Below are 23,350 nucleotides of genomic sequence, written 5' to 3'. Positions count from 1 at the left end.
GTCAAGCCATCGGCTCTCCATTGTTTTGCTCCATTAGTTTGGCCTCCAGTATCCAGGTGAACCCAGGTCTTTCCTCGACCGGTAAACAGCCGGGACAACCTTATATCCGGTCGCTGCGCCAAGCAGCGGCACCACATTCCCGCATTCGATGGGCTGGGCTCAGGAAGGCGCTACCATCCTCATACTCGGCTGTTTAAGCCAAAGAAGACTTCCGGTTCGCCCGCCTGGATCTGCTGAAGCTGATCAGGCTTCAGTAGATGACGATGTGGAGCAGTTTCTACGCATTCTTCAGCTTCGCCCCGTCAATCACGACGCCAACCGTCACATATTTCCACAAAGCAACGAGTAGTTTGCGGGCGAGTGCGACAACGATTTTCTTGCGCTGGGCAGAACCACTCGATGCTGCTCGCTGCCGGAACCAGCGGGTTAGCGCAGAATCAGGCTGATGGCGCAGCCAGAGCCAGGCCAGCTGTATCATCGTGGTGCGTAATCGCGGGTTGCCAGCTTTCGACACTCCTTGATCACGATCAACGGATCCGCTCTGCCACGGTGTTGGTGCTAATCCCGCGTAAGCCGCGATTTGTCGGCGATTGTCAAAGTGCCTGTAAAAGCCTTCCGTCCAGAGCAGAGATGCGAACTCAGGTCCGATACAACGCACGTTCTCGAGCATGGAAATGGCGCTATTTGCCTCTTTCCGTTCGGACGCCAGAAGCTTATCGCGCTCCGCCTCGATCACTTTGATCTGCTCGATCACCAATTCAAGACGGTCAAGTTCTCGCGATATCTGGGCTTTCAAGAAAGGTGCGAGCGGCCGACCATCGCCAGTGCGAAGCTCTTCGAGGCGAGATCGTCGATCGCGATTCAGTGGTCGGTAGCCCGAAATACCTTGTGCGAACAGAAGTCCCTCAATCCGGTTGACGTGCGTCAGTCGCTCGACAACCAGGGCTTTCCTTTCCCGGACGAGCCGACGCCGGTCTTCCTCGTCATGGGATGGAATCCGAACCATCGCACATGTTCGTGGCTCACCCCGTTTGAACGACATAAGTGCGCGGACGAGTGTTTCTCCGTCGATACGATCGGTTTTAGCTCGGCGTGCTTTTCTGGGCACCGCTATCGATGTCGCATCCACCACATGGCTCTCAACACCTTCGTCGGCCAAGACGCGATGGACCCAGAACCCATCAAGGCCTGCCTCCTGGATAACGATCACGGGGAGCCAAGAATCGGTCTTACGGTGCGCCCTGGCGCGGAGCTCGTTGAGCAAGCTGAGCAGCCGTCCGATCTGGCCGGCTGGGAGACCCTTCCGCGCCATCTTGGTATCGATGGCCGGCACGAATGAAGTCACCAGCCAAGTTGACTGGCTCAACTCCACCGAGACGTAAATTGCCTTGGCTACATCCATCCGGGTTTCCGCTGCTTGCTGAGACATCACTTTCATCTGTACTCGCTCCCCATGATTACGACTTGCCCAGCCTTTCGCCGGCCGGCGCCGACGTCAATCATGGGACTCGTACCAGAAGGTCGGAAACAGGAATGCCTTGTGGATCTCGGCGCCGATGAAGCTCAGCCATTCCTGCAGGCGGTAGCGGTCGGGATCGCCGAACCGGGGCGCGAGACCCGTCTCCGGCTTCACATCGGCGATGTATTGCAGCACAGCCGCGCTTTCGGTCAGCCGTTCGCCGTTCTCCAGCACCAGGACCGGCACCGCGGCCTTCGGCGACACGCCGCGGAAATCGCCGTCGTCGTCGGCGACCGCCTTGGTCCGGAGATGCACCAGATGATAACGCGCATCGAGGCCGGCCTCCATCAGCGCGATGCGGCTCGCAAGCGAGCAGGCCATCGGCGAGAAATAGAGCTGCAGCATCGCGTTGCTCCGTTATTTCAGCGCATCGCCGCGCGCGATGATCGCGAAGCGGTCGGACAGCTCGGCGAGTGCAACCTCGTGGATGGCCCGGGCGTCCAGCGTGCCGCCGCGGCCGTCGGGCAGGTCGCGCGTGGCGCAGGCATCGGCGTCGATGGTCGTGCGAAAACCGAGGTCGAGCGCGGCACGGGCGGTGGAGCTGACGCACATATGCGTCATGAAGCCGGCCAGTACGATGTTCTTCCTGTCGGTTGCGGCAAGGCGCGCCTGCAAATCAGTGCCGGCAAACGCATTCGGCAACTCCTTCTCGATCACCAGCTCGCCGGCACGGGGGCTCAGCTCGGCGACGATGGCACCGCGGTCGGCGGCGCGATCGAACAGGCTGCCGGCCTTGCCGCGATGGGCGATATGGATGATCGCGGCTCCGCTCTCGCGTGCCCGTGCCAGGAGCGCAGCCGCCCGCGCGATCGCGAGCCGGGCGTCGGGCAAAGCGAGGGGACCCGCGAGATATTCGTTCTGGATATCGATCAGCACCAGCGCGGCGTCGCCAAGACGCGGCGGGTTGAGATCGGCACCGGCGAGCTGCAGCAGGGTCTTTGCGGTCGTCATGGTCTGGAAATCTCCGGGGCAAAAGGCGCAACGAACATAGCCCCGGGAAGGCCTGCCGATATGCAGGGATATTGCAGCGGGTGGCTGCGATATTGCAGGCTGCTGCCGGCCGGTATAACCTGACGCAATGAACTGGGACGATCTGCGCATCATCGCTGCCGTCAGGGACGAGGGCACCTACGCGGGCGCCAGCGCGCGGCTGCGCATCGACGAAACCACGGTCGGGCGCAGGCTCTCGCGCATCGAGCGTGCGCTCGGTTTGCGTCTGTTCGAGGCCGCGGACGGCGTCCGCCGGCCGACGCGGAGTTGCGAGGCGGTGCTGGCGCATGTCGAGGCGATGGCCGCACATGCCGCCGAGATCGGTCGCGTTGGCGCGAGCCTGGCAGGTCCGGTGGGCCGCCTGCGCATCGCCTCCACCAACACGTTCGCCGAGGAGGTGCTGTCGCCGCGCGCGAGCGACTTCCTGCGCGCCAATCCCGGCCTGACGCTGCAATTCCTCACCTCGAGCGAGAACGTCAAGTTCTCGCGCTGGGAGGCCGATCTCGCCATCCGGCTGCGCAAACCCGACAAGGGTGACTTCGCGATCTCCAGGCTCGGCGACGTCAAGCTTTATTATTTCGAGCCTGTTGCGACCGAGGGCGAGCCGGTGCTGTGCGCCTATCCGGACGAACTCGGTGCCATTCCCGAGATGCAATTCCTGCGCATGAAGCAAGCCCGCGCGCGCTGCGTCACCGACAACGTTCGCGTCATCCGTAACCTGATCCGCGCGCATCGGGCCGCCGGCGTGTTGCCGGAGTATGTTTGCGCGGACTTGCTCGGCGATCGCCGCCTGCGCGCCACGCTGCTGCCGAAGCGGCGCGACGCCTGGCTGCTGGTGCAAAACCACCTCAAGCGCGATCCCGCGACGCGTGTCACGATCGACTGGGTGAGGGCGTGTTTTCAGGAAACGTCGCACGGTTGACGTCACATCGCATTGTGATCATCGCGTCACAGTGCGGAGTGCGTGACGAAAAATCTTGGCTTTCCCCCTTGCAACCCGAACGTGCTTCGTCTATTAGCGCCCTCCTTCGCTAGGCCATGGGTTCGGGCTCTCTGAGATCCCGACTGGCGCGAGCCGCTCTGCGGTTTCGTGTTCCGCCGAATGAAGGGCAAACGCAGGACGTAGCTCATGGAGAGCGTCGGGCTGAACACCCGAAGGCATCGGTTCGATTCCGGTCTCTTGCACAAAGGAGTTTGGTAGAGCAGATGACTGTTACTCATCCTGTCGCGGGTTCGAATCCCGCTCCAGCGCTCCGTTTCAGCCTGAAAAGCTGATACCTCTGACGAGGACCGGACGCGCGCTTCAGTCGCAGTCCGGCCGTTTTGCCGAAAGGCATTCCGTCCGAACCTAGACACTGTGAGACCGGCTTTGCGCCGCGGGTCGATACCGCTTGCGCTGATGCCGGGTGGCTCCGCATGACCGCTCGACACGCGTCGAGCGATCGCGCGCGTGCGCCCGTCATCGCGCAAGCTCAAGCCCCGGCCCGCCGCTTTCCCGGGAAGCGTCGTTCGCGTCCTCACGTCCTTTGCAATCGAAACCCGCTATCCGGCCGCGTTCAGCCGGAGGCAATATGATGGAGGCGTGCCATGACCTGGCATTTGCTGATGCTGAACGTGACGGTGAAGGATGGCGAGCGTGCGTTGCTCACGCGCAACGGACAGCTCGTGCGCGTGCTCGCGCCCGGCAAGCACCGGCTGTTCGATCCCCTGCACGAGCTGAAGGCCGAGGTGCTCGACGTGGTCCGCAGCGAATTCTCTGCGGATCGCTACGCGGTGCTGAAGGCTGCGCGGCCTGATCTGGCCGCGGAGCTGTTCGAGGCGATCGAGACCAAGGCGGACGAGATCGCCATCGTCAGCCTCGACGGCCGGCCCGTGCATCTGATGACGCCCTGGCAGGCGCGCGTCTACTGGAAGGTCGCGACCCGCATCGATGTCGAGCGCATCGATGTGTCCGCCGATCCCCGGGTTGGCGCGCGGCGCCTGACCATGATCGAGCGCAACCGCTCGGCTGTCGTGATGGAAGCGGTGGTCGAGAACCACGAGGCGGGCCTGCTCTATGTCGAGGGCCGGCTCGTGGAGCGGCTTGCGGCCGGCCGGCACGCCTTCTGGACCGTCGGCCGCAAGATCGAGGTGAAGCGCCTCGACCTGCGGCCCCAGGCGGTCGAGATCACCGCGCAGGAGATGCTGACCAGGGATCGCATCGCGCTGCGGGTGACGCTGACGGCGTTCCGCAGGATCGTCGATCCCGAGCGCACGGTTGCGACCGTGCCCGACGTGGATGCGTGGCTGTACCGGCTGGTGCAGTTCGCGATCCGCGAGGCGGTGGCGGGCCGGACGCTGGACGAGGTGCTGTCTGCGAAGGCGGCGCTGGACGCGGAGCTGCGCGACTATGTGCGGGCACGCGTCGCAGAGTCCGGCGTGGAGGTAACCGAGCTCGGCGTCAAGGACGTGATCCTGCCCGGCGAGATCCGGGAGCTGGTGAACAAGGTGGTGGAGGCGGAGCGGGTCGCGAAGGCGAACCTGATCCGCCGGCAGGAGGAGACCGCGGCGACGCGTTCGCTCCTGAACACCGCCCGCCTGATGGAGGAGAACCCCCTGCTGCTGCGGCTCAAGGAGCTGGAGTCGCTGGAGCGGCTGGTCGAGAAGGTCGGCCGCATCGACCTCCATGCCGGCAACGGCGAGGGCCTCGATGCCCTCCTGACCCGGCTCGTGCGCCTGAAGGCGCCCGAGAGCGCATGAAGCAGAAGGGCCGCCCACGGGCGGCCCTTCACATCTCCATTGTCGACGCTTGCGATGAACGCGTGCGCGCGCCTGTGCGACCAAACCATGAGTGGGTATTGCACGCGCGCAAAGGTTGCGTAATCTCACGGTGACGACCACAATCTCGATCATGGCAAGCGAATGACCACTCTTCAGCAAACGATCCGCCCTACGGCCCGGCCGCGGGAATGGAAAGCGATCGTCGTCCTGATCCTGTTGATCCCGGTGCTGTGGTCGCCGACGTTCCTGTTTCGCTTCTTCCTGTATCAGCCGTTCAACATTCCTTCCGGCTCGATGACCCCGACGCTGGTCGTCGGCGACTACGTCTTCGCCGCAAAATATGCCTATGGCTACGGCCGCTATTCCTTTCCGTTCGCGCCGTCATGGATCTCGGGCCGCTTCCGGGCCGCCGATCCGGAACACGGCGACGTCGTCGTATTCCGCTCGTCGAAGGGGACTTCGGCCGACTATGTCAAGCGCGTGGTCGGGTTGCCAGGCGACCGCATCCAGATGCGGAAGGGGCAACTCATCCTGAACGATCGCCCCGTGACGCGCGTCCCTCTGAAGGAGGTGCCCGCGGGCTCTGCCTGCGGCACCGATGATGGCGCGAAGGTCAAGCGCTGGCGCGAGACGCTGCCGAGCGGCGCGTCCTACATAACCTACGACTGCGTCGACAACGGTTATCTCGACAACACGGACGTCTTCACGGTGCCCCCCGGCCATTTCTTCGCGCTCGGCGACAACCGCGACAACTCGTCCGACAGCCGGCTGATGTCAGTGATGGGTTTCATCCCGATGGACAATCTCATCGGCAAGGTGACGCGGATCATCTGGTCGCTCGACGAAGACGGCGAGCCGCACATGGAGCGGCTGGGGAAGGTGTGGTGAGGGGCGCCGCCGTCATTCCGGGGCGGCGCGTAGCGCCGAGCCCGGAATTCATTCGTCCGCAAGGTTCGTTTCCCGAAGGTCGTCGGGCCGAGCCCTTCAGTCGCCAATCTCTTTCAGAAAGGCCTTCGCGTTTGCGCAGGCTTCGTCCGTGTCGCCAAAGCGGCAGGATTTCGCCAAGAAACGCCGCGCCCGGTCGTTGTTCTTTTCGACGCCGATACCTTTGATCAAGTGAAATCCCATCATCGTGCATGCCCAGGGATCGTCTCGGCCGCATGCCAGTTCATAGGTCCGATTGGGACAGGCATAGTCGCCGCTGTCTTCCATGCTGGCGGCAACGTTCGTACAGCCTGAAGCAACGCCGAGCTTGCAGGCCCTCAGAAACAGCGCATCGGAGAGCGGCCCGGTCTTGATCATCCGCTGGACGACGAGTGCGGCTGCGTAGCAGTCGCTCGCGTTGCCCGCCCGACAGCGATCAAGGCACTGCTCCGCCGCAGCCGAGCATCCTTCGATCGAAAAAGCAGGTGCGCCCGCGTTCGCCGGCATGGAGTCAGCGGGGCATTGCTCGGCTCGCGGAAGCCAATCCGGCCACGTCCCTTCCATCTTCCCAATCGCGTCATTGTTGTCCGCCGCGTCTACGGGCGTCGGCGCGGAAAGGCCCGCAGCGGAGATGATGACAAGGGCTGCCAGCAGCGGACGTATCTTGCGGTGCGGCATTGCAATTCTCGTCAGGGCTCCACGGGATCCTGCAGCATTAGTGATCCGAAGGATACACCTTTGAATTGTAGGTGCGCTCGCAGATCGCCACAAGGCGTTGCATCGGGGCGCCGCCCCAAAACAAAAACCCCGGCATCGCTGCCGGGGTTTCGCATTCCGTATCGTATCTGAACGGCTGGATCAGAAGTCCATGCCGCCCATGCCGCCGCCCGGGGGCATCGCCGGACCGGCGCCGCCCTTCTTGGGCAGCTCGGCGACCATGGCTTCCGTGGTGATCAGGAGCGCGGCAACCGAGGCTGCGTTCTGGATCGCGGTACGGACGACCTTGGTCGGGTCGATGATGCCCTTGGTGACGAGGTTGACGTACTCGCCGGTCTGGGAGTCGAAGCCGTAAGCGTAGGTCTTGTTCTCCAGGATCTTGCCGACGATCACCGAACCGTCTTCACCGGCGTTGATCGCGATCTGGCGGGCCGGCGCGGAGAGCGCCTTGCGCACGATCTCGACGCCGGTCTTCTGGTCGTCGTTCTTGGTGCGCAGGCCCTTGAGCTGCTCGGAAGCACGGAGCAGGGCGACGCCGCCGCCCGGGACGATGCCTTCCTCGACAGCCGCGCGGGTCGCATGCATCGCGTCATCAACGCGATCCTTGCGCTCCTTCACCTCGACCTCGGTCGCGCCGCCGACGCGGATCACCGCGACGCCGCCTGCGAGCTTGGCGAGACGCTCCTGGAGCTTCTCACGGTCGTAGTCCGAGGTGGTCTCCTCGATCTGCGCCTTGATCTGGGCCACGCGCGCCTCGATGTCGGCCTTCTTGCCGGCGCCGTTGACGATCGTGGTGTTCTCCTTGTCGATCATCACCTTCTTGGCGCGACCGAGCATGTTGAGCGTGACGTTCTCGAGCTTGATGCCGAGATCTTCCGAGATCGCCTGGCCGCCGGTCAGGATCGCGATGTCCTGCAGCATGGCCTTGCGGCGATCGCCGAAGCCCGGAGCCTTGACGGCCGCGACCTTCAGACCACCGCGCAGACGGTTCACGACGAGGGTCGCAAGCGCTTCGCCTTCGACGTCCTCGGCGACGATGACCAGCGGCTTGCCGGTCTGCACCACGGCCTCGAGCAGCGGCAGCAGCTCGTTCAGCGAGGAGAGCTTCTTCTCGTTGATCAGGATGTAGGCGTCGTCCATCTCAACGCGCATCTTGTCGGCGTTGGTGACGAAGTAGGGCGAGATGTAGCCGCGGTCGAACTGCATGCCCTCGACGACGTCGAGCTCGGTCTCGAGCGACTTGGCTTCCTCGACGGTGATGACACCCTCGTTGCCGACCTTCTTCATGGCGTCGGAGAGGAACTTGCCGATTTCGGCATCGCCGTTGGCGGAGATGGTGCCGACCTGGGCGATCTCGTCGTTCGAGGTGACCTTCTTGGAGTTCTTGACGAGGTCGGCGACCACGGCTTCCACGGCCAGGTCGATACCACGCTTCAGGTCCATCGGGTTCATGCCGGCGGCAACCGACTTTGCGCCTTCACGAACGATCGCAGCCGCGAGCACGGTTGCGGTGGTGGTGCCGTCGCCGGCCGCGTCAGCCGACTTGGAGGCGACTTCGCGCACCATCTGCGCGCCCATGTTCTCGAACTTGTCGTCGAGCTCGATCTCCTTGGCGACGGTGACGCCGTCCTTGGTGATGCGGGGAGCGCCGAACGACTTGTCGAGGACGACGTTGCGGCCCTTGGGGCCGAGCGTCACCTTGACGGCGTTGGCGAGGATGTCGACGCCACGCAGCATCTTGTCGCGTGCATCGACGCCGAATTTGACTTCTTTAGCTGACATCTGGATTTTTCCTTAGGTGTTTAGCTGGTGGGGAGAGGGGGCTCTTAGGCCGCCTTCTTCTTGGAAGCGGGGACGTCGAGGACGCCCATGATGTCGCTTTCCTTCATGATCAGCAGGTCGACGTTGTCGATCTTGACTTCAGTGCCGGACCACTTGCCGAACAGCACGCGGTCGCCGACCTTCAGGTCGATCGGGATCAGCTTGCCAGCTTCGTCGCGGCCACCGGGGCCGACGGCGACGACTTCGCCCTGCGAGGGCTTTTCCTTGGCAGTGTCGGGGATGATGATGCCGCCGGCGGTCTTCTCTTCTGCGTCGATACGCTTGACCACGACGCGGTCGTGAAGCGGACGGAATTTCATGCAGTCCTCCTAAGTAGTTGCACGGTATGGGAATTTTTTGGCGTTAGCAGTCTGTGCCAGCGAGTGCTAGCACAGGCGACGCTGAAATAGGACAGGAATTTTGCGGGGGCAAGGGCTTCTAGCAGAAAAATCGGCACTCTGAAGGCCCGGGTGCCAGAATCTCTTTACCATCGTTAACCCGCCCGGTGACCGTATTAGCACGGAGCCGCCTCTGCTGCTAAAGCATTGAATTTCAACAGCTTGTTAAACTTTTAGGCTTGAGATGGATTGTCAGTTTGCGTCACATTTCTCTCATGTGAGCGCATCAGTACCGGGTGGCTCGTAAGGCGCACACCGACCAAGCCGCCCCTTGAATGCGCTCCTGCAAAGGAGGTTGGCATGGGCTTGCGGAGTGGGGGCGTTTCCGAAGATTTCCGGAAACAGCTTTTGGGTTACGGGCTGACGACGGCGCAAATTCTCTATCGGATGCCCGATCATCCCTCGCTTCTCCAGACCTACGTCTGGCAGAACTACGACATGTTTCCGAAATTTCCGGCGCTGAAGGATTTCCTGGCGTTCTGGCAGGAGAAGCTCGACGGTCCGCTCCATTCGGTGACCGTCGCGCATTCCAAGCTGATCAAGCCGGCCGAGCTGCGCGCCGTGGATGGCGTGTTCCGGCTGCATTGAACAGCGCGCCGGCATCGTAGAGTGGGCAAAGGCGCGCTCGCGCCGTGCCTACCATCTCTCCACGATTGCATCTGGCAATGGTGGGCACGCTTTCGCTTTGCCCACCCTACGATATCTCGTTCTGTGCTAGCCTCCGCCTATAACAACAGGGAGGCGGCCCATGGCCAAGAAAACAAAATCGCGCAGTGCAGCCCAGGCCGCGGTGAAGAAGCGGAGCGGAGCCAAGGCCGTGGCACGATCCTCGGCGCGCAAGGCGGTGAAGGCAAAGGCGCGCACGACACCGGCGAAGGCCGCTCCGAAAAAGGCCGCCCGTCCCAAGCAGCGCATCGCCATCAGCCATCACCGCGAGGAAGACTTCAAGGCCGACGGCCTGCGCGCCTACGCCAAGTACCGCGACCTCGGCATCGCCGAAGCAAGCCACGGCCTCGCGCAAGCCCACGTGATCCGCCTGCAAGGCCCCTGCGATCCGAACGAGGTGTCGAAGCTGCACTTCCACGACGTCGAATTCCAGATGGTCTACGTGCTCAAGGGCTGGGTGAAGACCTACATGGACGGCCAGGGCGAGACCTTGATGAAGGAAGGCAGCGCCTGGACCCAGCCGCCGAAGATCAAGCACATGATCCTGGACTATTCGGATGACGTGGAGCTGCTGGAGGTGATCCTGCCGGCGGAGTTCAGGACGGTGGAGTTGAAGGCGTAGACGCGCTTTCTCCGCAGTCATTGCGAGGAGCCCGCGACAAAATTGCGAAGCAATTTTGCGCTGGCGACGAAGCAATCCAGAAATCTTTCCGCGGAGACGGTCTGGATTGCTTCGCTTCGCTCGCAATGACGGGTGGAGAGAGCCTAACTCAACACCCCCACGACCGCCCCCATCAGGCACGTCGTCAGTGTCCCCGACACGATCGATTTCAGCCCAAGCGCGTTGATCTCCTCGCGCCGCTCCGGCGCCATCACGCCTAAGCCGCCGATCATGATGCCGAGGCTGGCGAAATTGGCGAAGCCGCACATTGCGTAGAGCATGATCAGGCGCGAGCGCGGATCGAGCGTATCGGGCGGCAGTTTTGAGAAGTCGACATAGGCGATCAGCTCGTTGAGCACGGTCTTGGTGCCCATCAGGCTGCCGGCGGTCACCGCCTGGTCCCAGGGCAATCCCATCAGCCAGCACACCGGCGCCATCACGAGGCCGAGCAGGCGTTGCAGCGAGATCGCGGCGCCGCCGATATTGGGCAGCAGGCCGAGGATGGCGTTGACGAGATAGACCAGCGCCACCAGCACCAGCAGCATGGCGACGATGTTGATCAGCAGTTCGATCCCCGCGCTCGTCCCCTTCACGATCGCATCCATCGGGCCGGAGACGTCCATCTCAGGATCCTCCAGCGCGCCGCCGGTGCGCTTGTCGGAAGTCTCCGGCACCATGATCAGGCTGACGAGGATCGCGGCCGGCGCGCCCAGCACGGAGGCGATGACGAAATGCGCGGCGGCATCGGGAATGAGCGGCGCCAGCAGCGTCGCATAGAGCACCAGCACCGTGCCGGCGATGCCGGCCATGCCGCCGGTCATCACCAGGAACAATTCGCTGCGGGTCATCTGCGCCAGATAGGGCCGCACGAACAGCGGCGCCTCGACCATGCCGAGGAAGATGTTGGCCGCGGTCGAGAGCCCGACTGCGCCGCCGACGCCCAGCGTCCGCTCCAGCAGCCAGGCCATGCCGCGCACGACCGGCGGCAGCACGCGCCAATAGAACAAGAGCGTCGTCAGCACGCTCATAACCAGCACGATCGGCAGCGCCTGGAACGCCAGGATGAAATCGGCGCCCGGCACCTTCAGATCGAAGGGCAGGGGACCGCCCCCGACATAGCCGAACACGAAGGAGGAGCCGGCGCGCGAGGCCGCGGAGATCGCGCCGACCGCGTCGTTGATGGCGCCGAAGGCGCGCGCGACGACGGGCACCTTTAGGAGCACGACCGCGGTGACAAAGGTTACGACAAGCCCGATCGCTGCTTGGCGAGCCGAGGCCGCGCGGCGATTCTCGCTCAGCACCCAAGCGATCAATAGCAATGCGAAAACGCCGAGTGCCGATTGCAGCCGAAGCATGATGTCCCCAAACCCTCAATGATTATGGCCGCGCGTGCGTTGCAAACGCAATGCCGGAAGGCCGCGGAAGCCGCCCGCTGTTGACAAGCAGGCCTGCGTCAGCCACGCGGGGCAGGTCGAAATCAGGGGGCGGACGGTCCAAGCGTGACCCAAGAGGCGATGACAGAGCAGCCGATATCCTCGAATCCGCCGGTCACCGCCCGCGCACTTCTCTCCCACCGCGCCTTCCTGTTCTTCTTGCTCTCGCGCAGCCTGTCGCGCTTCTCCAGCCAGATCGCGGCGGTCGCGATCGGCTGGCAGATCTACGATCTCACCGGCTCGGCCTTCGACCTCGGCATGGTCGGCCTCGTGCAGTTCCTGCCCACCGCGCTTCTGGTGTTCGTCGCCGGCCACGCCGCCGACCGTTTTGAGCGCAAGCGCGTGGTCCAGCTCTGCCAGCTCGTGGAAGCCGCGACCGCGCTCTATCTCGTGATCATCACCTATCTCGGCCTGGTCAGCGAGGTGCAGATCTTCATCGCGACCTTCGTGCTCGGCATTGCCGGCGCCTTCGAGAGCCCGACCACCGCTGCGCTGCTGCCGCTGATCGCGCCGCAGGGATCGCTCCAGCGCGCAACCGCAGTCGCGAGCGGCGCAGGGCAGGTCGCAACCATCACCGGGCCGGCGCTCGGCGGCTTTGCCTACGCGGTCGCGCCGCATCTTGCCTATGCCGTGATGCTGCTGTTCTGGATTCTCGGGATGATTTTGACCGGCTTCATCCGGCCGCGTCCGCAGGCGGTCTCCAAGGAGGGGACGGACGCCGACAACATCTTCGCCGGCGTCCGCTTCATCCGCAGCAATCCGGCGATCCTCGGCACCATCTCGCTCGATCTGTTTGCCGTGCTGTTCGGCGGCGTCACCGCGCTGTTGCCGATCTATGCCCGCGACATCCTCCAGACCGGCCCGATGGGGCTCGGGATCTTGCGCGCCGCGCCCGCGGTCGGTGCGCTGCTGATGACCATGGTGCTCGCGCGTCACGCCATCTCGCGGCATGTGGGCCTGCGCATGTTCCAGGCTGTGATCGTGTTCGGCGTCGCCACGGTCGTGTTCGCGCTGTCGTCGTGGATGTGGCTGTCGGTGTTGTCGCTCGCCATTCTGGGCGCCGCCGACACGATCAGCGTCGTGATCCGCTTCTCGCTGGTGCAGCTCTCAACCCCCGACGAGATGCGCGGCCGGGTCGGCGCGGTGAACTTCCTCTTCATCAACGCCTCCAACCAGCTCGGCCAGTTCGAGAGCGGCGTCGCAGCCGCGCTGCTCGGCGCGATGCCTGCGGCCGTGCTCGGCGGCGTCTGCACCGTCGCGGTCGCGCTGCTGTGGATGAAGCTGTTTCCGAGCCTGCGGCAGGTGGAGAGCTTGGAGTAGGGGCTCCGCTCTCTCCCTCTCGTCATTGCGAGCGCAGCGAAGCAATCCAGAATCTTGCCGTGGAGGCGTGATCTCTCACCAGGAGACCACGACGAGACTGCGTTGGTCGTCCCAGTTGTCGAGAAAGCTGGTTCGGAAATTCTGCTGTGCCTCAGCGATCGTTAGTTCGAATATTCTCTGCGCGTACGACTTTTCAACGAACATCCCGTCCGGGAGGAATCCATTGAAAAAGGCGTCGGCGACAGCGTTTCTTTGATACCCGATCTGCTTAGTGTAGACGACATCCTCCAATCGATCGACCATCGGATACTGCTTGATCTTGAAGGTCTTCAATCTCTTCAAGACATTTGGCGGCAGTTGCGGCCTCGGCGCGAAAAAGCTTCTCTTGTCGGTAAAGTATAGACCCGTCTGGGTCGGGTTCATCGGATCCAATTCGCCTGTGGGGCAGAAATAAAAGCTGTCGGAGAATTTTCCGATTCCCGACATCTCCCGTTGATGAAGCGCTTGGTAGTAGTCTTGCGCGGAGAATCCGTGATCGGAAAGAAGCCGCTCAAAGTCGATGTACTGATTTGTTTTCTTGCGGCTGAATTGAACGATCTTTTGAAATTGAGCCTGCTCGACGTCGATGATGACAGGAAAATCAGTGACGTCATCGTCGATGTGAAGATGATATATGTCCAAACCCATTTGTACCGTTCCGAACGATTTGCGGAGCCGCCGGGCAATGGCCGGGATTATGGCTCTACCCTAGGTGGATCATACCTTAGTTCGGGATTGTGACATGCTTTCTCGCTGTTTCCCGCCTCTGCGCGCGTGTAAGGACGATTGTCGAGGCGGGGCCAGGACTTATTCCGTCTCACCCCGCTTGCGGGGAGACTTCGCGGCGCCTTGACGCCTACTGTGCATGGGGTTGTTTTTCAGTTTTTTGAGTCAGGCCCTCTCCCCGCAAGCGAGGAGAGGGAAGAGAGGTCTTCAGCCCCGTCCGACGAACGGCATCTTGGTCGCCATGACGGTCATGGTCAGCACGTTGGCATCGAGCGGCAGGCCGGCCATGTAGGCGACGGCGTCGCCGACCGCCTTGGCGTCCATGCGCGGCTCGTGCTTGGTCGTGCCGTCGGGCTGCAGCACGCCGGGGCCGTTGACCATGCGATCGGTCATGGGCGTGGCGGCATTGCCGATGTCGACCTGGCCGACCGCGATGTCGTACATGCGGCCGTCGAGGTTGGAGGCCTTGGTGAGGCCCGTGATGGCGTGCTTGGTCGAGGTGTAGGCCGCCGAGAACGGCCGCGGCGCGTGCGCCGAGATCGAGCCGTTGTTGATGATGCGGCCGCCGCGCGGGCTCTGGTCCTTCATGATGCGGAAGGCGTGCTGGGTGCACAGGAACGGGCCGGTGAGGTTGGTGTTCACCACCGCCTGCCACTGCTCGAGGCTGAGATCCTCGAAGTTCACCGCCGGCGCGCCCATGCCAGCATTGTTGAACAGCACGTCGAGCCGGCCGTAGGTCGCCTTCACCTTGTCGAACAGCGCGGCAATGGAGTCCGGCTTGGTCATGTCGGCGGTGACGCACAGGCTCTTGCCTGCGGGGCCGAGCTTTGCGGTCTCCTCGAGCATGTCGAGCCGGCGCCCGACCAGCACCACGGTGAAGCCGATGTTCATCAACGCCAGCGACGCCGCGCGCCCGACACCGGTGCCCGCGCCCGTCACCACTGCGATCTTGTTTGCTTCACTCATCGTTTCCTGCCTTTTCTCTCTTCAAGTTGGCTGTCAGGTTTTTGGTTCTTTTTCGTTCTTGTAGGGCGGCCGCGGAATGTTCTGATGCGCCGCGCGCAAGGCCGCCGACCAGCGCGATCGGAGGTCGTGGAAATAGGGCTCGCCCGCCTCGATGCGGTGGTTGAGATCGGCATCGCAGGCATCGCTGCGCACCACCAGCACGTCGATCGGCAGGCCGACGCCGAGATTGGAGCGCATGGTCGAGTCCATCGAGATCAGGCCGGTCTTCAGCGCCTCGTACAGCTCGACGTCGTAATGCATGGCGCGGTCGAGCACCGGCTTGCCGTATTTGTGCTCGCCGATCTGCAGGTAGGGCGTGTCCGTGGTGCACTCGATGAAATTGCCGGCGGTGTAGACCATGAACAGGCGCATGCGCGCGCCCTTGATCTGGCCGCCGAACAGGAAGGAGACGTCGAAGGAGACGTCTTCGGATCGCAGCGCCGGTCCTTCGGTCGCGTGCACCGCCCGGATCGCCCGGCCGATGCGCTGGGCGGCCTGGAACATGGTCGGTGCGTTCATCAGCGTCTCGACCTCGCCCGTGGTGGGGTCCTCCAGGCCTTCGGTCAGTGTCGACAGCACCGACTGGCTGATGGCGAGGTTACCGGCGCTGGCGATCGCCATGATGCGGTCGCCGGGTTTGGAGAAGATGTGGAGCTTGCGGAAGGTCGAGACATTGTCGAGCCCGGCATTGGTTCGGGTGTCGGCGATCATCACCAGACCGTCCCGAACCAGGATTCCGCAACAATAGGTCATTTCCCGTCCCCGAACGCGTTTGCGCGGAATTACTAGCCAATTTCGGGGAGGCATGAAACCCCCGATTCCCCGGGGGAGGTCGTCATTCTCCGACGAAACAGCTATCTCTGCCGCTCAGTCAGCGGCATCGACGAGAAACGCCTCGTCGACGGGGACGCCGAGCGCCGTGACCAGCCGGTTGGTCTCCGCGGCCATGCCGACGATGGCGAGCATCTCGCCATATTCGGCCTCGGTCATGCCCTTGGCCCGTGCGCCCGCGGTGTGCGAATGGATGCAATAGCTGCAGCCATGCGCGATCGAGACTGCGACATAGAGCATTTCCTTGATCTTGGGATCGAGCGCGCCGGGTGCCATCACCTCCTTGATGCTCTCCCAGGTCCGCCGCAGCGTCTTCGGATCATGCGCCAGCGCGCGCCAGAAATTGTTGACGAAGTCCGACTTCCGCACCTTGCGGATATCGTCGAAAACGGCGCGCGCCTCGGCGGAGAGTTCATCGTCCGAAAGCAGCTTTACGGTCGCCATGGGATACCTCGCGGGGGCAGGTCTGATCCCGCGAGTGTAGCACGGCTCGAGCGCTCAGCCGGCATGCCCGGCCGAGCGGCGCAAGGCCAGCTTGCCGACATCGACATATTGCCGCTGCTGCGCGTGAGCGTGCTGAGCTGCGACGTGAAGGTCGCGCAGGCGCCGCTGCAGCGGCGAGCGGTCATAGACCACGCTGGCGCCGGCCAGCGCAAAGCAGGCATCCGCGATGCCGACGCAGGTCGTGGCGAGCCAGGTCGCGGACCGGGCCCCCTCGATCATGAGGTCTTCGTCGTTCAGCGTTCCCGCCAGCGCGTGACGCCAGTGGCTGGCGGCCTGGACCTCATGAAACGCTTGCGCGGCCCCGAGGTCGGCGGAGATCCGGCCGAGATCGTACTGGAAGATCTCGGACTCCCGCATCGGCACGGCCGCGTACAATTGCTGCCTTCCGGTGCCCGCCAGCGCGAGCAGGTCATCGACGGTGCCCTCGGCCATGCCTACCGTGAATGCGCCGTGCACCAATGGCAGCCATTGGCGCAGCGCCCGATAGAGCGGACCCGACTGGCGCGGGGCGGCATCGAGATCGAAGAAATTGGCCTCGGGAACCAGCGTCTCCCGCAGCGTGACGTGATGGCTGCCGGTGCCCTTGAGCCCCGCCGCGTGCCAGGTGTCCTCGATCTCCCAGTCGCGCGCCGGCAACACAACGACGCGAAGCAGCGGCTTGCCCTGCGGGCCGGGGACCGGCTTGCCGTTTTCGGTGACAATGCAGAACCCGCCGATCCAGTCGGCGTGCGTGCAACCGCTGGCGAACGGCCAACGACCTTTGACGCGATAACCGTCGGCCACGCGCTCTGCCGTTCCACCCGGTTGGGATGAGCCGCAGATCGCCGTATCGGGTCCGTCCTGATAGATGCGCTGGTACAATTCCGGGGGTGACGCTGCGACGAAGAGGCTGCTGGCTCCGGCGACAGTCGCGATCCAGCCGATCGAGCCGTCGAGACGGGCCAGTGCCTTGATGACCTCCAGTCCGGCCGGAAAATCCAGCTCCAGCCCGCCATGGCTCCGCGCAACGAACATCCGGAAGAGTCCGATCGACCGCAGCCGTTCCACGAGGTCGGGCGGGACGCGGCGTGCGGCTTCGATCTCCGCGGCGCGGGCCTTGATCTCGGGAGCCAACTCCCGGATCCCCGCAAGCATGTCCTGGTGGGGATCGCGCAGGGGCACGGAATGCTTCTTGTTCTTTTCGTGAAGCCGCATCTGTCTCAACCTCTGTTGCGGAAACGGATCACAACGGAGGTTGAAGAGATGGCGCTACGGGACGGTTTCAGCGCGGGCCGTCGTCGATTACACCTGTAACGCTGCGACGTGATTGCGCCGCGGATGCCTCGTGACGAGATACCGCCGCGCCTAGCTCTGCCGCTGTGACTGCGACTGCGATTGCCCGCCGCGGCCGGCCTGCTCGACCTTGACCGCGACCGTCAGCGTCTCCGCACCGCCGCCATAGCGGGTGCCGCGCACGGGGGCTGCGCCGAGATAGTCGAGCCCGATCGCAACGCGGACATGGGCGTCGGTGGTGCAGATGCAGTTGGCGGGATCGAAGCCGACCCAGCCGAGACCGTCGACGTAAGCTTCCGCCCAGGCATGGCCGGCATCCTGGTGCACCGTGCCGTCCGAGCGCAGGAAATGGCCGGAGACGAAGCGCGCCGGCACGCCACCGCTGCGGGCGCAGGCGATGAAGATATGCGCGTAGTCCTGGCAGACGCCGCGCTTGAGCGTGAACGCTTCGGCCGCCGAGGTGCCGCTGTTGGTCGGATCCTCGTCGAAGGTCATGTGATCGCTGATTTGCGTCATCAGCGTGTGCAGGAAGCCGAGCGTGTCGCTCTCGGCCTCGCTGCGCAACTGCCGCGCGACCGTCGTCATCGCCGGATTGACGGTGGTGAGGTCAGTGGCGCGCAAAAACATGCCGGCCGGAAAACGCTCGTCGGCGCCGCGCAGCACGCCGCCGGTGTCGTGGGTTTCGATCAGGCCCTCGGCGGTGATCTTGATGTCGCCGACGGGTCCGCAGGACAGCACATGGGTGACGTTGCCGAAGGCGTCCTCATGGGTGTCGAGCTTGGTGTCGGTCGAGACGTCGATCTGCCACTCCGCCACATATTGCCCGTCATGGCTGCCGGGCGTCATGCGCAGGATCTGGATCACGCTGGTGGCCGGCGGCTCGTAGCGATAGGTCGTGGTGTGCAGGATTCGCAGGCGCATGGTGGACCGTGAAGTTAGTGGTTGGACCCGCTGCCTATTGCGAAGAAGCTCGTCATGCCCGGGCTTGTCCCGGGCATCCACGATCTTCCTCGCCGCGCAAAAGCAAGAACGTGGATGGCCGGGACAAGCCCGGCCATGACGATATCCCGTTTTCGTCAGCCGGGGGACATTAGATCAAATACTGCTTTGTGATGATTTCGCCCAGCCTGGAATTGTCCGTGATGAATTCCTGAATGAATTCATGCACGCCGTGCTGGAAAATGTCGTTCATATTGCTGTGTTCTAGCCGGTTGCGGATGCCGCGGGCATGGCGCTGGGCGGGGCCCTGGCGGCCATAGGCGACGCCGATCTGGTCGAGGTTGCGCACGAGATTGCCGTAGCAGCTTGCCAGTGAGCGCGGCAGCGTGTCGTTGAGGATGAGCAGGTCCGCAATCAGCCACGGCTTCAGCGTCTCGCGATAGACCCAGTGATAGGCCGTCAGCGCCGAGACCGAGCGCAGGATCGAACTCCACTGATAGAAGTCGAGCGGGCCGCCGACATGCTCCTCCTCGGGCAGCAGCACGTGGTACTTCACGTCGAGGATGCGCGCGGTGTTGTCGGCGCGCTCCAGATGCACGCCCATCCGCGAGAACCAGTAGGCGTCGTTGCGCAGCATGGTCCGGTAGGCCGAGCCGTCGAAGCGCAGCGAAGTCTCCTGCACGAAGCGCAGGAATTTTGCGAGATCCTCGCGCGTGGAGGTGCCCTTGCTCCAGACCTCCTGGAGTTCGATCCAGGCCGAGTTGATGGTGTCCCACATCTCGCTGGTGAGCGCGGTGCGCACCGAGCGCGAGTTCAGCCGCGCCGCCTCGATGCAGTTCCTGATCGATGATGGATTGCTTGCCGAGAACGAGAGGTAGTCGACGACGTTGTGCTCGTTGGCGACTTCGTATTGCTGATAGAAGCTCGCGGCGACGCCGGCGGTGAGAAGCGCCGAGTCCCATTCATTGGTCTTGCCGATATAGGCGGCGGGAAGCGCAGTGACGCGCAGCGTCGCATCGATGGTGCGCGCGAGATATTCGGCCCGTTCGACATAGCGGGCGAGCCAGTAGAGGTTTTCGGCGGTACGCGACAGCATCTGACTACTCGTCCAGGATCCAGGTGTCTTTGGTGCCGCCGCCCTGGCTCGAATTCACCACCAGGGAGCCTTCCTTGAGCGCGACCCGTGTCAGCCCGCCGGGCACGATCGTGGTGCTCTTGCTGCCGGTGAGCACGAAGGGCCGCAGGTCGACGTGGCGTGGCGCGAGGCCGCTTGCCGTACAGGTCGGGCAGGTCGAGAGCGCCAGCGTCGGCTGCGCGATAAAACCTTCCGGCTCGCGCTTGAGCTTTTCGCGGAAGGCCTCGATTGTCGCTTTCGTCGCGGCGGGGCCGATCAGCATGCCGTAGCCGCCGGAGCCGTGGACTTCCTTGACGACGAGCTCGCTGAGATTGTCGAGCACATAGGCAAGGTCCTTCGGCTCGCGGCAGCGCCACGTCGGCACGTTCTTCAGGATCGGCTCCTCGCCGAGATAGAATTTCACGATGTCCGGCATGTAGGAGTAGATCGCCTTGTCGTCGGCGATGCCGGTGCCGACCGCGTTGGCGAGCGTGATGTTGCCGGCCGCATAGGCCGACATCAGCCCGGGCACGCCGAGCACGGAGTCGGGGCGGAAGGTGAGGGGATCGATGAAATCGTCGTCGACGCGGCGATAGATCACGTCGATCCGCTTCACCCCCTCAGTCGTTCGCATGAACACTTCGTTGTTCTTGACGATGAGGTCGCGGCCTTCGACCAGTTCGATGCCGAGCTTGTCGGCAAGGAAGGAGTGCTCGTAGTAGGCCGAGTTGTAGACGCCGGGCGTGAGCAGGGCGACGGTCGGCTCACCGGAGGCGCCTTGCGGCGCCACCGATCGCAGCGCGGAGAGCAGCTCGTCCGGGTAGCGTTCGACCGGCGCCACCCTGTGGCGGGCGAACAAGTCCGGAAACAACCGCATCATGATCTCGCGGTTTTCCAGCATGTAGGACACACCCGACGGGGTACGGGCATTGTCCTCCAGCACGATGAAGTCCTCGGCATCGACCCGGACGATGTCGATGCCGGCGATGTGCACATAGACGTCGTGCGGCACCTGCTGGCCGTTCATCTCGGGGCGGAACACCGGGTTCTGGAAGATCAGGTCGTCGGGCACGACCTCGGCGCGCAGGATGTCGCGGCCATGATAGATGTCGCGCAGGAACATGTTGAGCGCGCGCACGCGCTGCTTCAGGCCCTTCTCCAGCAGCGCCCATTCCTTGCCGGACATGATTCGCGGGATCACGTCGAAGGGGATCAGGCGCTCGGTGGATTCGGAATCGCCATAGACGGCAAAGGTGATGCCGATGCGGCGGAACAGGAGCTCGGCCTCCTGGCGGCGATATTCGAGCGCCTCGGGAGGCGTCTCCTTGAGCCAGCGCGCCAGCTCCTGATAGGCGGGGCGAAGGTCCCCGCCGGGAATGTTCATTTCATCAAACGCGACTGCCATAGATCCCGACTTGTCTCCGCAAGGCGTTGCGCCATTCGACAGGTCGTCAGGCCTTGGTGAAGACCGCAACGTCCTGGCCATGCGGCAAGAGTGCATGACTCTGAGGAGGTAGCAAGGGCTGGGCCAGCGCGATAAGCATGGAGTTGTGGCATTTGCCGGGGACAGCCGGGAGGGTGCCTCAAAAAATGGCTGAGGACTGCTTATTTCGGCAGCAAAACCGCGTGACTTCAACGCGTTACCTCGGCAAAGTCGGGCCGACAGGTGAGGGACTTAAGGTATGAGCGACATCGTCACGGCGGGCATTCTGGTCATCGGGAATGAAATCCTGTCCGGCCGCACCAAGGACAAGAATATCGGCTTCATCGCCGAATACCTGACCAATATCGGCATCGACCTGAAGGAAGTCCGGGTCGTCTCCGACGACGAGGACGACATCATCGCGGCGTTGGATGCACTGCGGCATCGCTACGCCTATGTCTTCACCACCGGCGGCATCGGGCCAACCCATGACGACATCACCGCCGACAGCGTCGCCAAGGCGTTCGGCGTCGGCATCGACCACCATCCCGAGGTCGTCGCCCGCTTCCGCGAGCGCTGGAGCGAGCAGGACCTCAACGAGGCCCGCCTGCGCATGGCCCGCATCCCCGACGGCGCCGAGCTGATCCAGAGCGCGACCATCCTCGCCCCCGGCTTCAAGATCGGCAACGTCATCGTGATGGCCGGCGTGCCCTCGATCATGCAGGCCATGATGGACATCGTCTCGCCCAAGCTGAAGTCGGGCGTGCGCATGCTGTCCGAATCGGTCCGCGCCAATGCGCGGGAGGGCGACATCGGCAGCCCGTTGCGCGCGATCGCCGCCGCCCATCCCGACACCATCATCGGCAGCTATCCGTTCATGGACGAAGATCAGAAGCCGAACACCAATCTGGTGGTGCGCTCGCGCGACGCGGACAAGCTGGCAGCGGCGATGGCGGCGGTGAAGGAAATGCTGGCGGGATTGAACATCACCCGGTAGCAGAATGGCTGCCGGATGAAGATTGGCAGGAGACAACAATGGCTGGCGAAGCACCGGAACTGAGCGCGCAGGAGCGGGCCGGCAAGGCCTTTCCTGTTTCGTGGGACCAGTTCCACCGCGACTGCCGGGCGCTGACCTGGCGGCTCAACGAGGTCGGCCCGTTCCACGCCGTCATCGCGATCACCCGCGGCGGGCTGGTGCCGGCCGCGATCGTGGCGCGCGAGCTCGGTGTCCGCATCATCGATACGGTCTGCATCGCCAGCTACGACCACGACAAGCAGGGCGAGCTCCAGGTCCTCAAGGGCATGTCCGAGGCGGCGATGAAGCTCGGCGGCGGCACCGGCAAGGGGCTTCTGATCGTCGACGACCTCGTCGACACCGGCAAGACCGGCAGGCTGGTGCGCGACATGCTGCCCGATGCGCATTTCGCCACCGTCTACGCCAAGCCGAAGGGACGCCCGCTGGTCGACACCTTCATTACGGAGGTCTCGCAGGACACCTGGATCTTCTTCCCCTGGGACACCGCGCTGTCCTACCACCCGCCGCTGCGCGACGGCGCGGCGTGAGGGAAGCGACGAAGCAAGCCAGACTATTTCCGCAGACGCATTTCTGGATTGCCTCGCTTCGCTCGCAATGACAGGTGGAGGTGGCCATGCCCCTGCAAAACCGTGTCACGCCGACCGGCGACATCATCGCCACGCCGCACCGGGGCCTGTTCACCGGCAATCGCGGCATCATCCATGATCCCGCGACCAGGACGCTGCTCAAGAAGCGGTGGTCGTCGCCGGCCTGGCTCACCTGTGTTTGCGAATTCCGCGGCCGCCGTCGCGAGGTGATGACGACGCACAGCTGGACCGAGCTGTTCTTCCTCGACGAGGCCACCGCGCTCGCCGCCGGCCATCGCCCCTGCTTCTACTGCCGCCGTGACGATGCCAATCGCTTCCGGGCTGCGTGGGAGAAGGGCAACCGCGTCCGTGATGTCCGCATGCACGATATCGACACGGTGCTGCACCACGAGCGGCTCGATCACGGCAAGAAGCGGCTTCATGCGCTGCTGGTGCCGCTCGACCAGCTTCCAGACGGCGCGATGCTGCAGCAGGGCGAGGAAAGCTTTCTGCTGATGCAGGGCGGGGCGCTGCTGTGGTCGACGGCGGGTTATGTTGAAGGCGCGCGAGAGCTTGACGATGCGCGGTTGCTGACCCCGCCATCGACGCTGCGCGCGATGAGCGCCGGCTATGAGGTCACATTGCACCCCAGCGCGCACCGCGCCTGACCGTCCCCGCAAGGGGGG

General features: G+C 63.8%; 23 protein-coding genes, 2 tRNA genes and 1 pseudogene. 11 read left to right on the top strand and 15 right to left on the bottom strand.

The features are described 5' to 3' along the window. Positions 1–277 precede the first annotated feature (277 nt). The 3 genes and pseudogenes from J4G43_RS33680 to J4G43_RS33670 form a co-directional block, all read right to left on the bottom strand. Positions 278–1,438 (bottom strand): IS110 family RNA-guided transposase, encoded by a 1,161-nt coding sequence (locus tag J4G43_RS33680; protein ID WP_018273816.1) that lies wholly within the window; start codon positions 1,436–1,438, stop codon positions 278–280. Between the two features lie 69 nt (positions 1,439–1,507). Beyond that, positions 1,508–1,864, bottom strand: a pseudogene (locus J4G43_RS33675) (glutathione S-transferase N-terminal domain-containing protein); the annotation flags it as partial. A 12-nt stretch (positions 1,865–1,876) separates the two neighbouring features. Continuing rightward, on the bottom strand, positions 1,877–2,470 hold the full coding sequence (locus tag J4G43_RS33670; RefSeq protein WP_208087558.1) for a cysteine hydrolase family protein: 594 nt from the start codon (positions 2,468–2,470) through the stop codon (positions 1,877–1,879). 127 nt (positions 2,471–2,597) lie between these two features. On the opposite strand from J4G43_RS33670, the gene J4G43_RS33665 reads away from it, so the two are divergent. The 5 genes from J4G43_RS33665 (at position 2,598) to lepB (ending at position 6,157) form a co-directional block, all read left to right on the top strand. Next, positions 2,598–3,431, top strand: a complete 834-nt coding sequence (locus J4G43_RS33665; RefSeq protein ID WP_208087557.1) for a LysR family transcriptional regulator — start codon at positions 2,598–2,600, stop codon at positions 3,429–3,431. A 193-nt stretch (positions 3,432–3,624) separates the two neighbouring features. After that, positions 3,625–3,694, top strand: a tRNA-Phe gene (locus tag J4G43_RS33660). A gap of 4 nt (positions 3,695–3,698) precedes the next feature. After that, positions 3,699–3,757 (top strand) — tRNA-OTHER (locus J4G43_RS33655). A gap of 339 nt (positions 3,758–4,096) precedes the next feature. Continuing rightward, positions 4,097–5,248 carry a slipin family protein gene (locus tag J4G43_RS33650; protein ID WP_208087556.1) on the top strand — a complete coding sequence of 384 codons (1,152 nt, stop codon included), beginning with the start codon at positions 4,097–4,099 and terminating at the stop codon, positions 5,246–5,248. A gap of 162 nt (positions 5,249–5,410) precedes the next feature. Then, the gene (gene lepB / locus J4G43_RS33645; protein ID WP_208087555.1) at positions 5,411–6,157 is read left to right on the top strand and encodes a signal peptidase I; all 747 of its coding nucleotides are present in this window, start codon (positions 5,411–5,413) and stop codon (positions 6,155–6,157) included. A gap of 96 nt (positions 6,158–6,253) precedes the next feature. On the opposite strand, the gene J4G43_RS33640 is transcribed toward lepB, so the two are convergent. The 3 genes from J4G43_RS33640 to J4G43_RS33630 form a co-directional block, all read right to left on the bottom strand. After that, on the bottom strand, positions 6,254–6,871 hold the full coding sequence (locus tag J4G43_RS33640; protein WP_208087554.1) for an SEL1-like repeat protein: 618 nt from the start codon (positions 6,869–6,871) through the stop codon (positions 6,254–6,256). A gap of 180 nt (positions 6,872–7,051) precedes the next feature. Next, a complete protein-coding gene (groL, locus tag J4G43_RS33635) occupies positions 7,052–8,692 on the bottom strand; it encodes a chaperonin GroEL (RefSeq protein WP_071912538.1) in 1,641 nt (546 codons plus the stop codon). A gap of 44 nt (positions 8,693–8,736) precedes the next feature. Continuing rightward, complete coding sequence (locus tag J4G43_RS33630) at positions 8,737–9,051, bottom strand: co-chaperone GroES (RefSeq protein WP_008139213.1); 315 nt, start codon at positions 9,049–9,051, stop codon at positions 8,737–8,739. 378 nt (positions 9,052–9,429) lie between these two features. Between J4G43_RS33630 and J4G43_RS33625 the strand changes: the two genes are divergently transcribed. After that, positions 9,430–9,717, top strand: coding sequence for an usg protein (locus tag J4G43_RS33625; RefSeq protein WP_014494242.1), 288 nt, complete (start codon positions 9,430–9,432; stop codon positions 9,715–9,717). Positions 9,718–9,877: 160 nt separating this feature from the next. Next, positions 9,878–10,417 (top strand): cupin domain-containing protein, encoded by a 540-nt coding sequence (locus J4G43_RS33620; protein ID WP_208087553.1) that lies wholly within the window; start codon positions 9,878–9,880, stop codon positions 10,415–10,417. Positions 10,418–10,560: 143 nt separating this feature from the next. Here J4G43_RS33620 and J4G43_RS33615 read toward each other — a convergent pair whose 3' ends face one another. Beyond that, positions 10,561–11,811 (bottom strand): NupC/NupG family nucleoside CNT transporter, encoded by a 1,251-nt coding sequence (locus J4G43_RS33615; RefSeq protein ID WP_208087552.1) that lies wholly within the window; start codon positions 11,809–11,811, stop codon positions 10,561–10,563. 159 nt (positions 11,812–11,970) lie between these two features. On the opposite strand from J4G43_RS33615, the gene J4G43_RS33610 reads away from it, so the two are divergent. Next, entirely contained in the window at positions 11,971–13,209 is a 1,239-nt protein-coding gene (locus tag J4G43_RS33610; protein ID WP_208087551.1) for an MFS transporter, read from the top strand. Between the two features lie 75 nt (positions 13,210–13,284). Here J4G43_RS33610 and J4G43_RS33605 read toward each other — a convergent pair whose 3' ends face one another. The 8 genes from J4G43_RS33605 to J4G43_RS33570 form a co-directional block, all read right to left on the bottom strand. Continuing rightward, positions 13,285–13,896 carry a hypothetical protein gene (locus tag J4G43_RS33605; RefSeq protein ID WP_208087550.1) on the bottom strand — a complete coding sequence of 204 codons (612 nt, stop codon included), beginning with the start codon at positions 13,894–13,896 and terminating at the stop codon, positions 13,285–13,287. Between the two features lie 285 nt (positions 13,897–14,181). Next, positions 14,182–14,940: an SDR family oxidoreductase gene (locus J4G43_RS33600; RefSeq protein WP_028150002.1), complete on the bottom strand. Its 759-nt coding sequence runs from the start codon at positions 14,938–14,940 to the stop codon at positions 14,182–14,184. Between the two features lie 33 nt (positions 14,941–14,973). Continuing rightward, positions 14,974–15,732, bottom strand: coding sequence for a proteasome-type protease (locus J4G43_RS33595; RefSeq protein WP_028154691.1), 759 nt, complete (start codon positions 15,730–15,732; stop codon positions 14,974–14,976). A gap of 114 nt (positions 15,733–15,846) precedes the next feature. Next, positions 15,847–16,254: a carboxymuconolactone decarboxylase family protein gene (locus tag J4G43_RS33590; protein WP_028154692.1), complete on the bottom strand. Its 408-nt coding sequence runs from the start codon at positions 16,252–16,254 to the stop codon at positions 15,847–15,849. A 54-nt stretch (positions 16,255–16,308) separates the two neighbouring features. Continuing rightward, positions 16,309–17,508 carry a flavin-dependent monooxygenase gene (locus tag J4G43_RS33585; RefSeq protein WP_208087549.1) on the bottom strand — a complete coding sequence of 400 codons (1,200 nt, stop codon included), beginning with the start codon at positions 17,506–17,508 and terminating at the stop codon, positions 16,309–16,311. A 150-nt stretch (positions 17,509–17,658) separates the two neighbouring features. Beyond that, positions 17,659–18,507: a transglutaminase family protein gene (locus J4G43_RS33580; protein WP_166091716.1), complete on the bottom strand. Its 849-nt coding sequence runs from the start codon at positions 18,505–18,507 to the stop codon at positions 17,659–17,661. Positions 18,508–18,676: 169 nt separating this feature from the next. Next, entirely contained in the window at positions 18,677–19,621 is a 945-nt protein-coding gene (locus tag J4G43_RS33575; protein WP_028150006.1) for an alpha-E domain-containing protein, read from the bottom strand. A 4-nt stretch (positions 19,622–19,625) separates the two neighbouring features. Continuing rightward, the gene (locus tag J4G43_RS33570; protein WP_208087548.1) at positions 19,626–21,044 is read right to left on the bottom strand and encodes a circularly permuted type 2 ATP-grasp protein; all 1,419 of its coding nucleotides are present in this window, start codon (positions 21,042–21,044) and stop codon (positions 19,626–19,628) included. Between the two features lie 277 nt (positions 21,045–21,321). On the opposite strand from J4G43_RS33570, the gene J4G43_RS33565 reads away from it, so the two are divergent. From J4G43_RS33565 to J4G43_RS33555, 3 genes are all read left to right on the top strand, one after another. Beyond that, positions 21,322–22,059 carry a competence/damage-inducible protein A gene (locus J4G43_RS33565; protein WP_208087547.1) on the top strand — a complete coding sequence of 246 codons (738 nt, stop codon included), beginning with the start codon at positions 21,322–21,324 and terminating at the stop codon, positions 22,057–22,059. A gap of 38 nt (positions 22,060–22,097) precedes the next feature. Then, positions 22,098–22,625: a xanthine phosphoribosyltransferase gene (gene gpt / locus J4G43_RS33560; RefSeq protein WP_028150009.1), complete on the top strand. Its 528-nt coding sequence runs from the start codon at positions 22,098–22,100 to the stop codon at positions 22,623–22,625. Positions 22,626–22,711: 86 nt separating this feature from the next. Beyond that, a complete protein-coding gene (locus J4G43_RS33555) occupies positions 22,712–23,332 on the top strand; it encodes a hypothetical protein (RefSeq protein WP_208087546.1) in 621 nt (206 codons plus the stop codon). Positions 23,333–23,350: the final 18 nt, after the last annotated feature.

The sequence above is a fragment of the Bradyrhizobium barranii subsp. barranii genome (assembly GCF_017565645.3).
Classification (GTDB): Bacteria; Pseudomonadota; Alphaproteobacteria; order Rhizobiales; family Xanthobacteraceae; genus Bradyrhizobium; species Bradyrhizobium barranii.
This window is presented reverse-complemented; position numbering and strand designations above follow the sequence as displayed.

Excerpts from the sequence above, each read along its gene's own strand:
- J4G43_RS33630 (WP_008139213.1), bottom strand. The coding sequence starts at position 9,051 with ATGAAATTCCGTCCGCTTCACGACCGCGTCGTGGTCAAGCGTATCGAC.
- groL (WP_071912538.1), bottom strand. The coding sequence starts at position 8,692 with ATGTCAGCTAAAGAAGTCAAATTCGGCGTCGATGCACGCGACAAGATG.
- J4G43_RS33585 (WP_208087549.1), bottom strand. The coding sequence starts at position 17,508 with ATGCGGCTTCACGAAAAGAACAAGAAGCATTCCGTGCCCCTGCGCGAT.
- J4G43_RS33670 (WP_208087558.1), bottom strand. The coding sequence starts at position 2,470 with ATGACGACCGCAAAGACCCTGCTGCAGCTCGCCGGTGCCGATCTCAAC.
- J4G43_RS33625 (WP_014494242.1), top strand. The coding sequence starts at position 9,430 with ATGGGCTTGCGGAGTGGGGGCGTTTCCGAAGATTTCCGGAAACAGCTT.
- J4G43_RS33610 (WP_208087551.1), top strand. The coding sequence starts at position 11,971 with ATGACAGAGCAGCCGATATCCTCGAATCCGCCGGTCACCGCCCGCGCA.
- J4G43_RS33580 (WP_166091716.1), bottom strand. The coding sequence starts at position 18,507 with ATGCGCCTGCGAATCCTGCACACCACGACCTATCGCTACGAGCCGCCG.
- J4G43_RS33600 (WP_028150002.1), bottom strand. The coding sequence starts at position 14,940 with ATGAGTGAAGCAAACAAGATCGCAGTGGTGACGGGCGCGGGCACCGGT.
- J4G43_RS33595 (WP_028154691.1), bottom strand. The coding sequence starts at position 15,732 with ATGACCTATTGTTGCGGAATCCTGGTTCGGGACGGTCTGGTGATGATC.
- gpt (WP_028150009.1), top strand. The coding sequence starts at position 22,098 with ATGGCTGGCGAAGCACCGGAACTGAGCGCGCAGGAGCGGGCCGGCAAG.
- J4G43_RS33620 (WP_208087553.1), top strand. The coding sequence starts at position 9,878 with ATGGCCAAGAAAACAAAATCGCGCAGTGCAGCCCAGGCCGCGGTGAAG.
- lepB (WP_208087555.1), top strand. The coding sequence starts at position 5,411 with ATGACCACTCTTCAGCAAACGATCCGCCCTACGGCCCGGCCGCGGGAA.
- J4G43_RS33555 (WP_208087546.1), top strand. The coding sequence starts at position 22,712 with ATGCCCCTGCAAAACCGTGTCACGCCGACCGGCGACATCATCGCCACG.
- J4G43_RS33665 (WP_208087557.1), top strand. The coding sequence starts at position 2,598 with ATGAACTGGGACGATCTGCGCATCATCGCTGCCGTCAGGGACGAGGGC.
- J4G43_RS33640 (WP_208087554.1), bottom strand. The coding sequence starts at position 6,871 with ATGCCGCACCGCAAGATACGTCCGCTGCTGGCAGCCCTTGTCATCATC.
- J4G43_RS33615 (WP_208087552.1), bottom strand. The coding sequence starts at position 11,811 with ATGCTTCGGCTGCAATCGGCACTCGGCGTTTTCGCATTGCTATTGATC.
- J4G43_RS33680 (WP_018273816.1), bottom strand. The coding sequence starts at position 1,438 with ATGAAAGTGATGTCTCAGCAAGCAGCGGAAACCCGGATGGATGTAGCC.
- J4G43_RS33650 (WP_208087556.1), top strand. The coding sequence starts at position 4,097 with ATGACCTGGCATTTGCTGATGCTGAACGTGACGGTGAAGGATGGCGAG.
- J4G43_RS33565 (WP_208087547.1), top strand. The coding sequence starts at position 21,322 with ATGAGCGACATCGTCACGGCGGGCATTCTGGTCATCGGGAATGAAATC.
- J4G43_RS33575 (WP_028150006.1), bottom strand. The coding sequence starts at position 19,621 with ATGCTGTCGCGTACCGCCGAAAACCTCTACTGGCTCGCCCGCTATGTC.
- J4G43_RS33590 (WP_028154692.1), bottom strand. The coding sequence starts at position 16,254 with ATGGCGACCGTAAAGCTGCTTTCGGACGATGAACTCTCCGCCGAGGCG.
- J4G43_RS33605 (WP_208087550.1), bottom strand. The coding sequence starts at position 13,896 with ATGGGTTTGGACATATATCATCTTCACATCGACGATGACGTCACTGAT.
- J4G43_RS33570 (WP_208087548.1), bottom strand. The coding sequence starts at position 21,044 with ATGGCAGTCGCGTTTGATGAAATGAACATTCCCGGCGGGGACCTTCGC.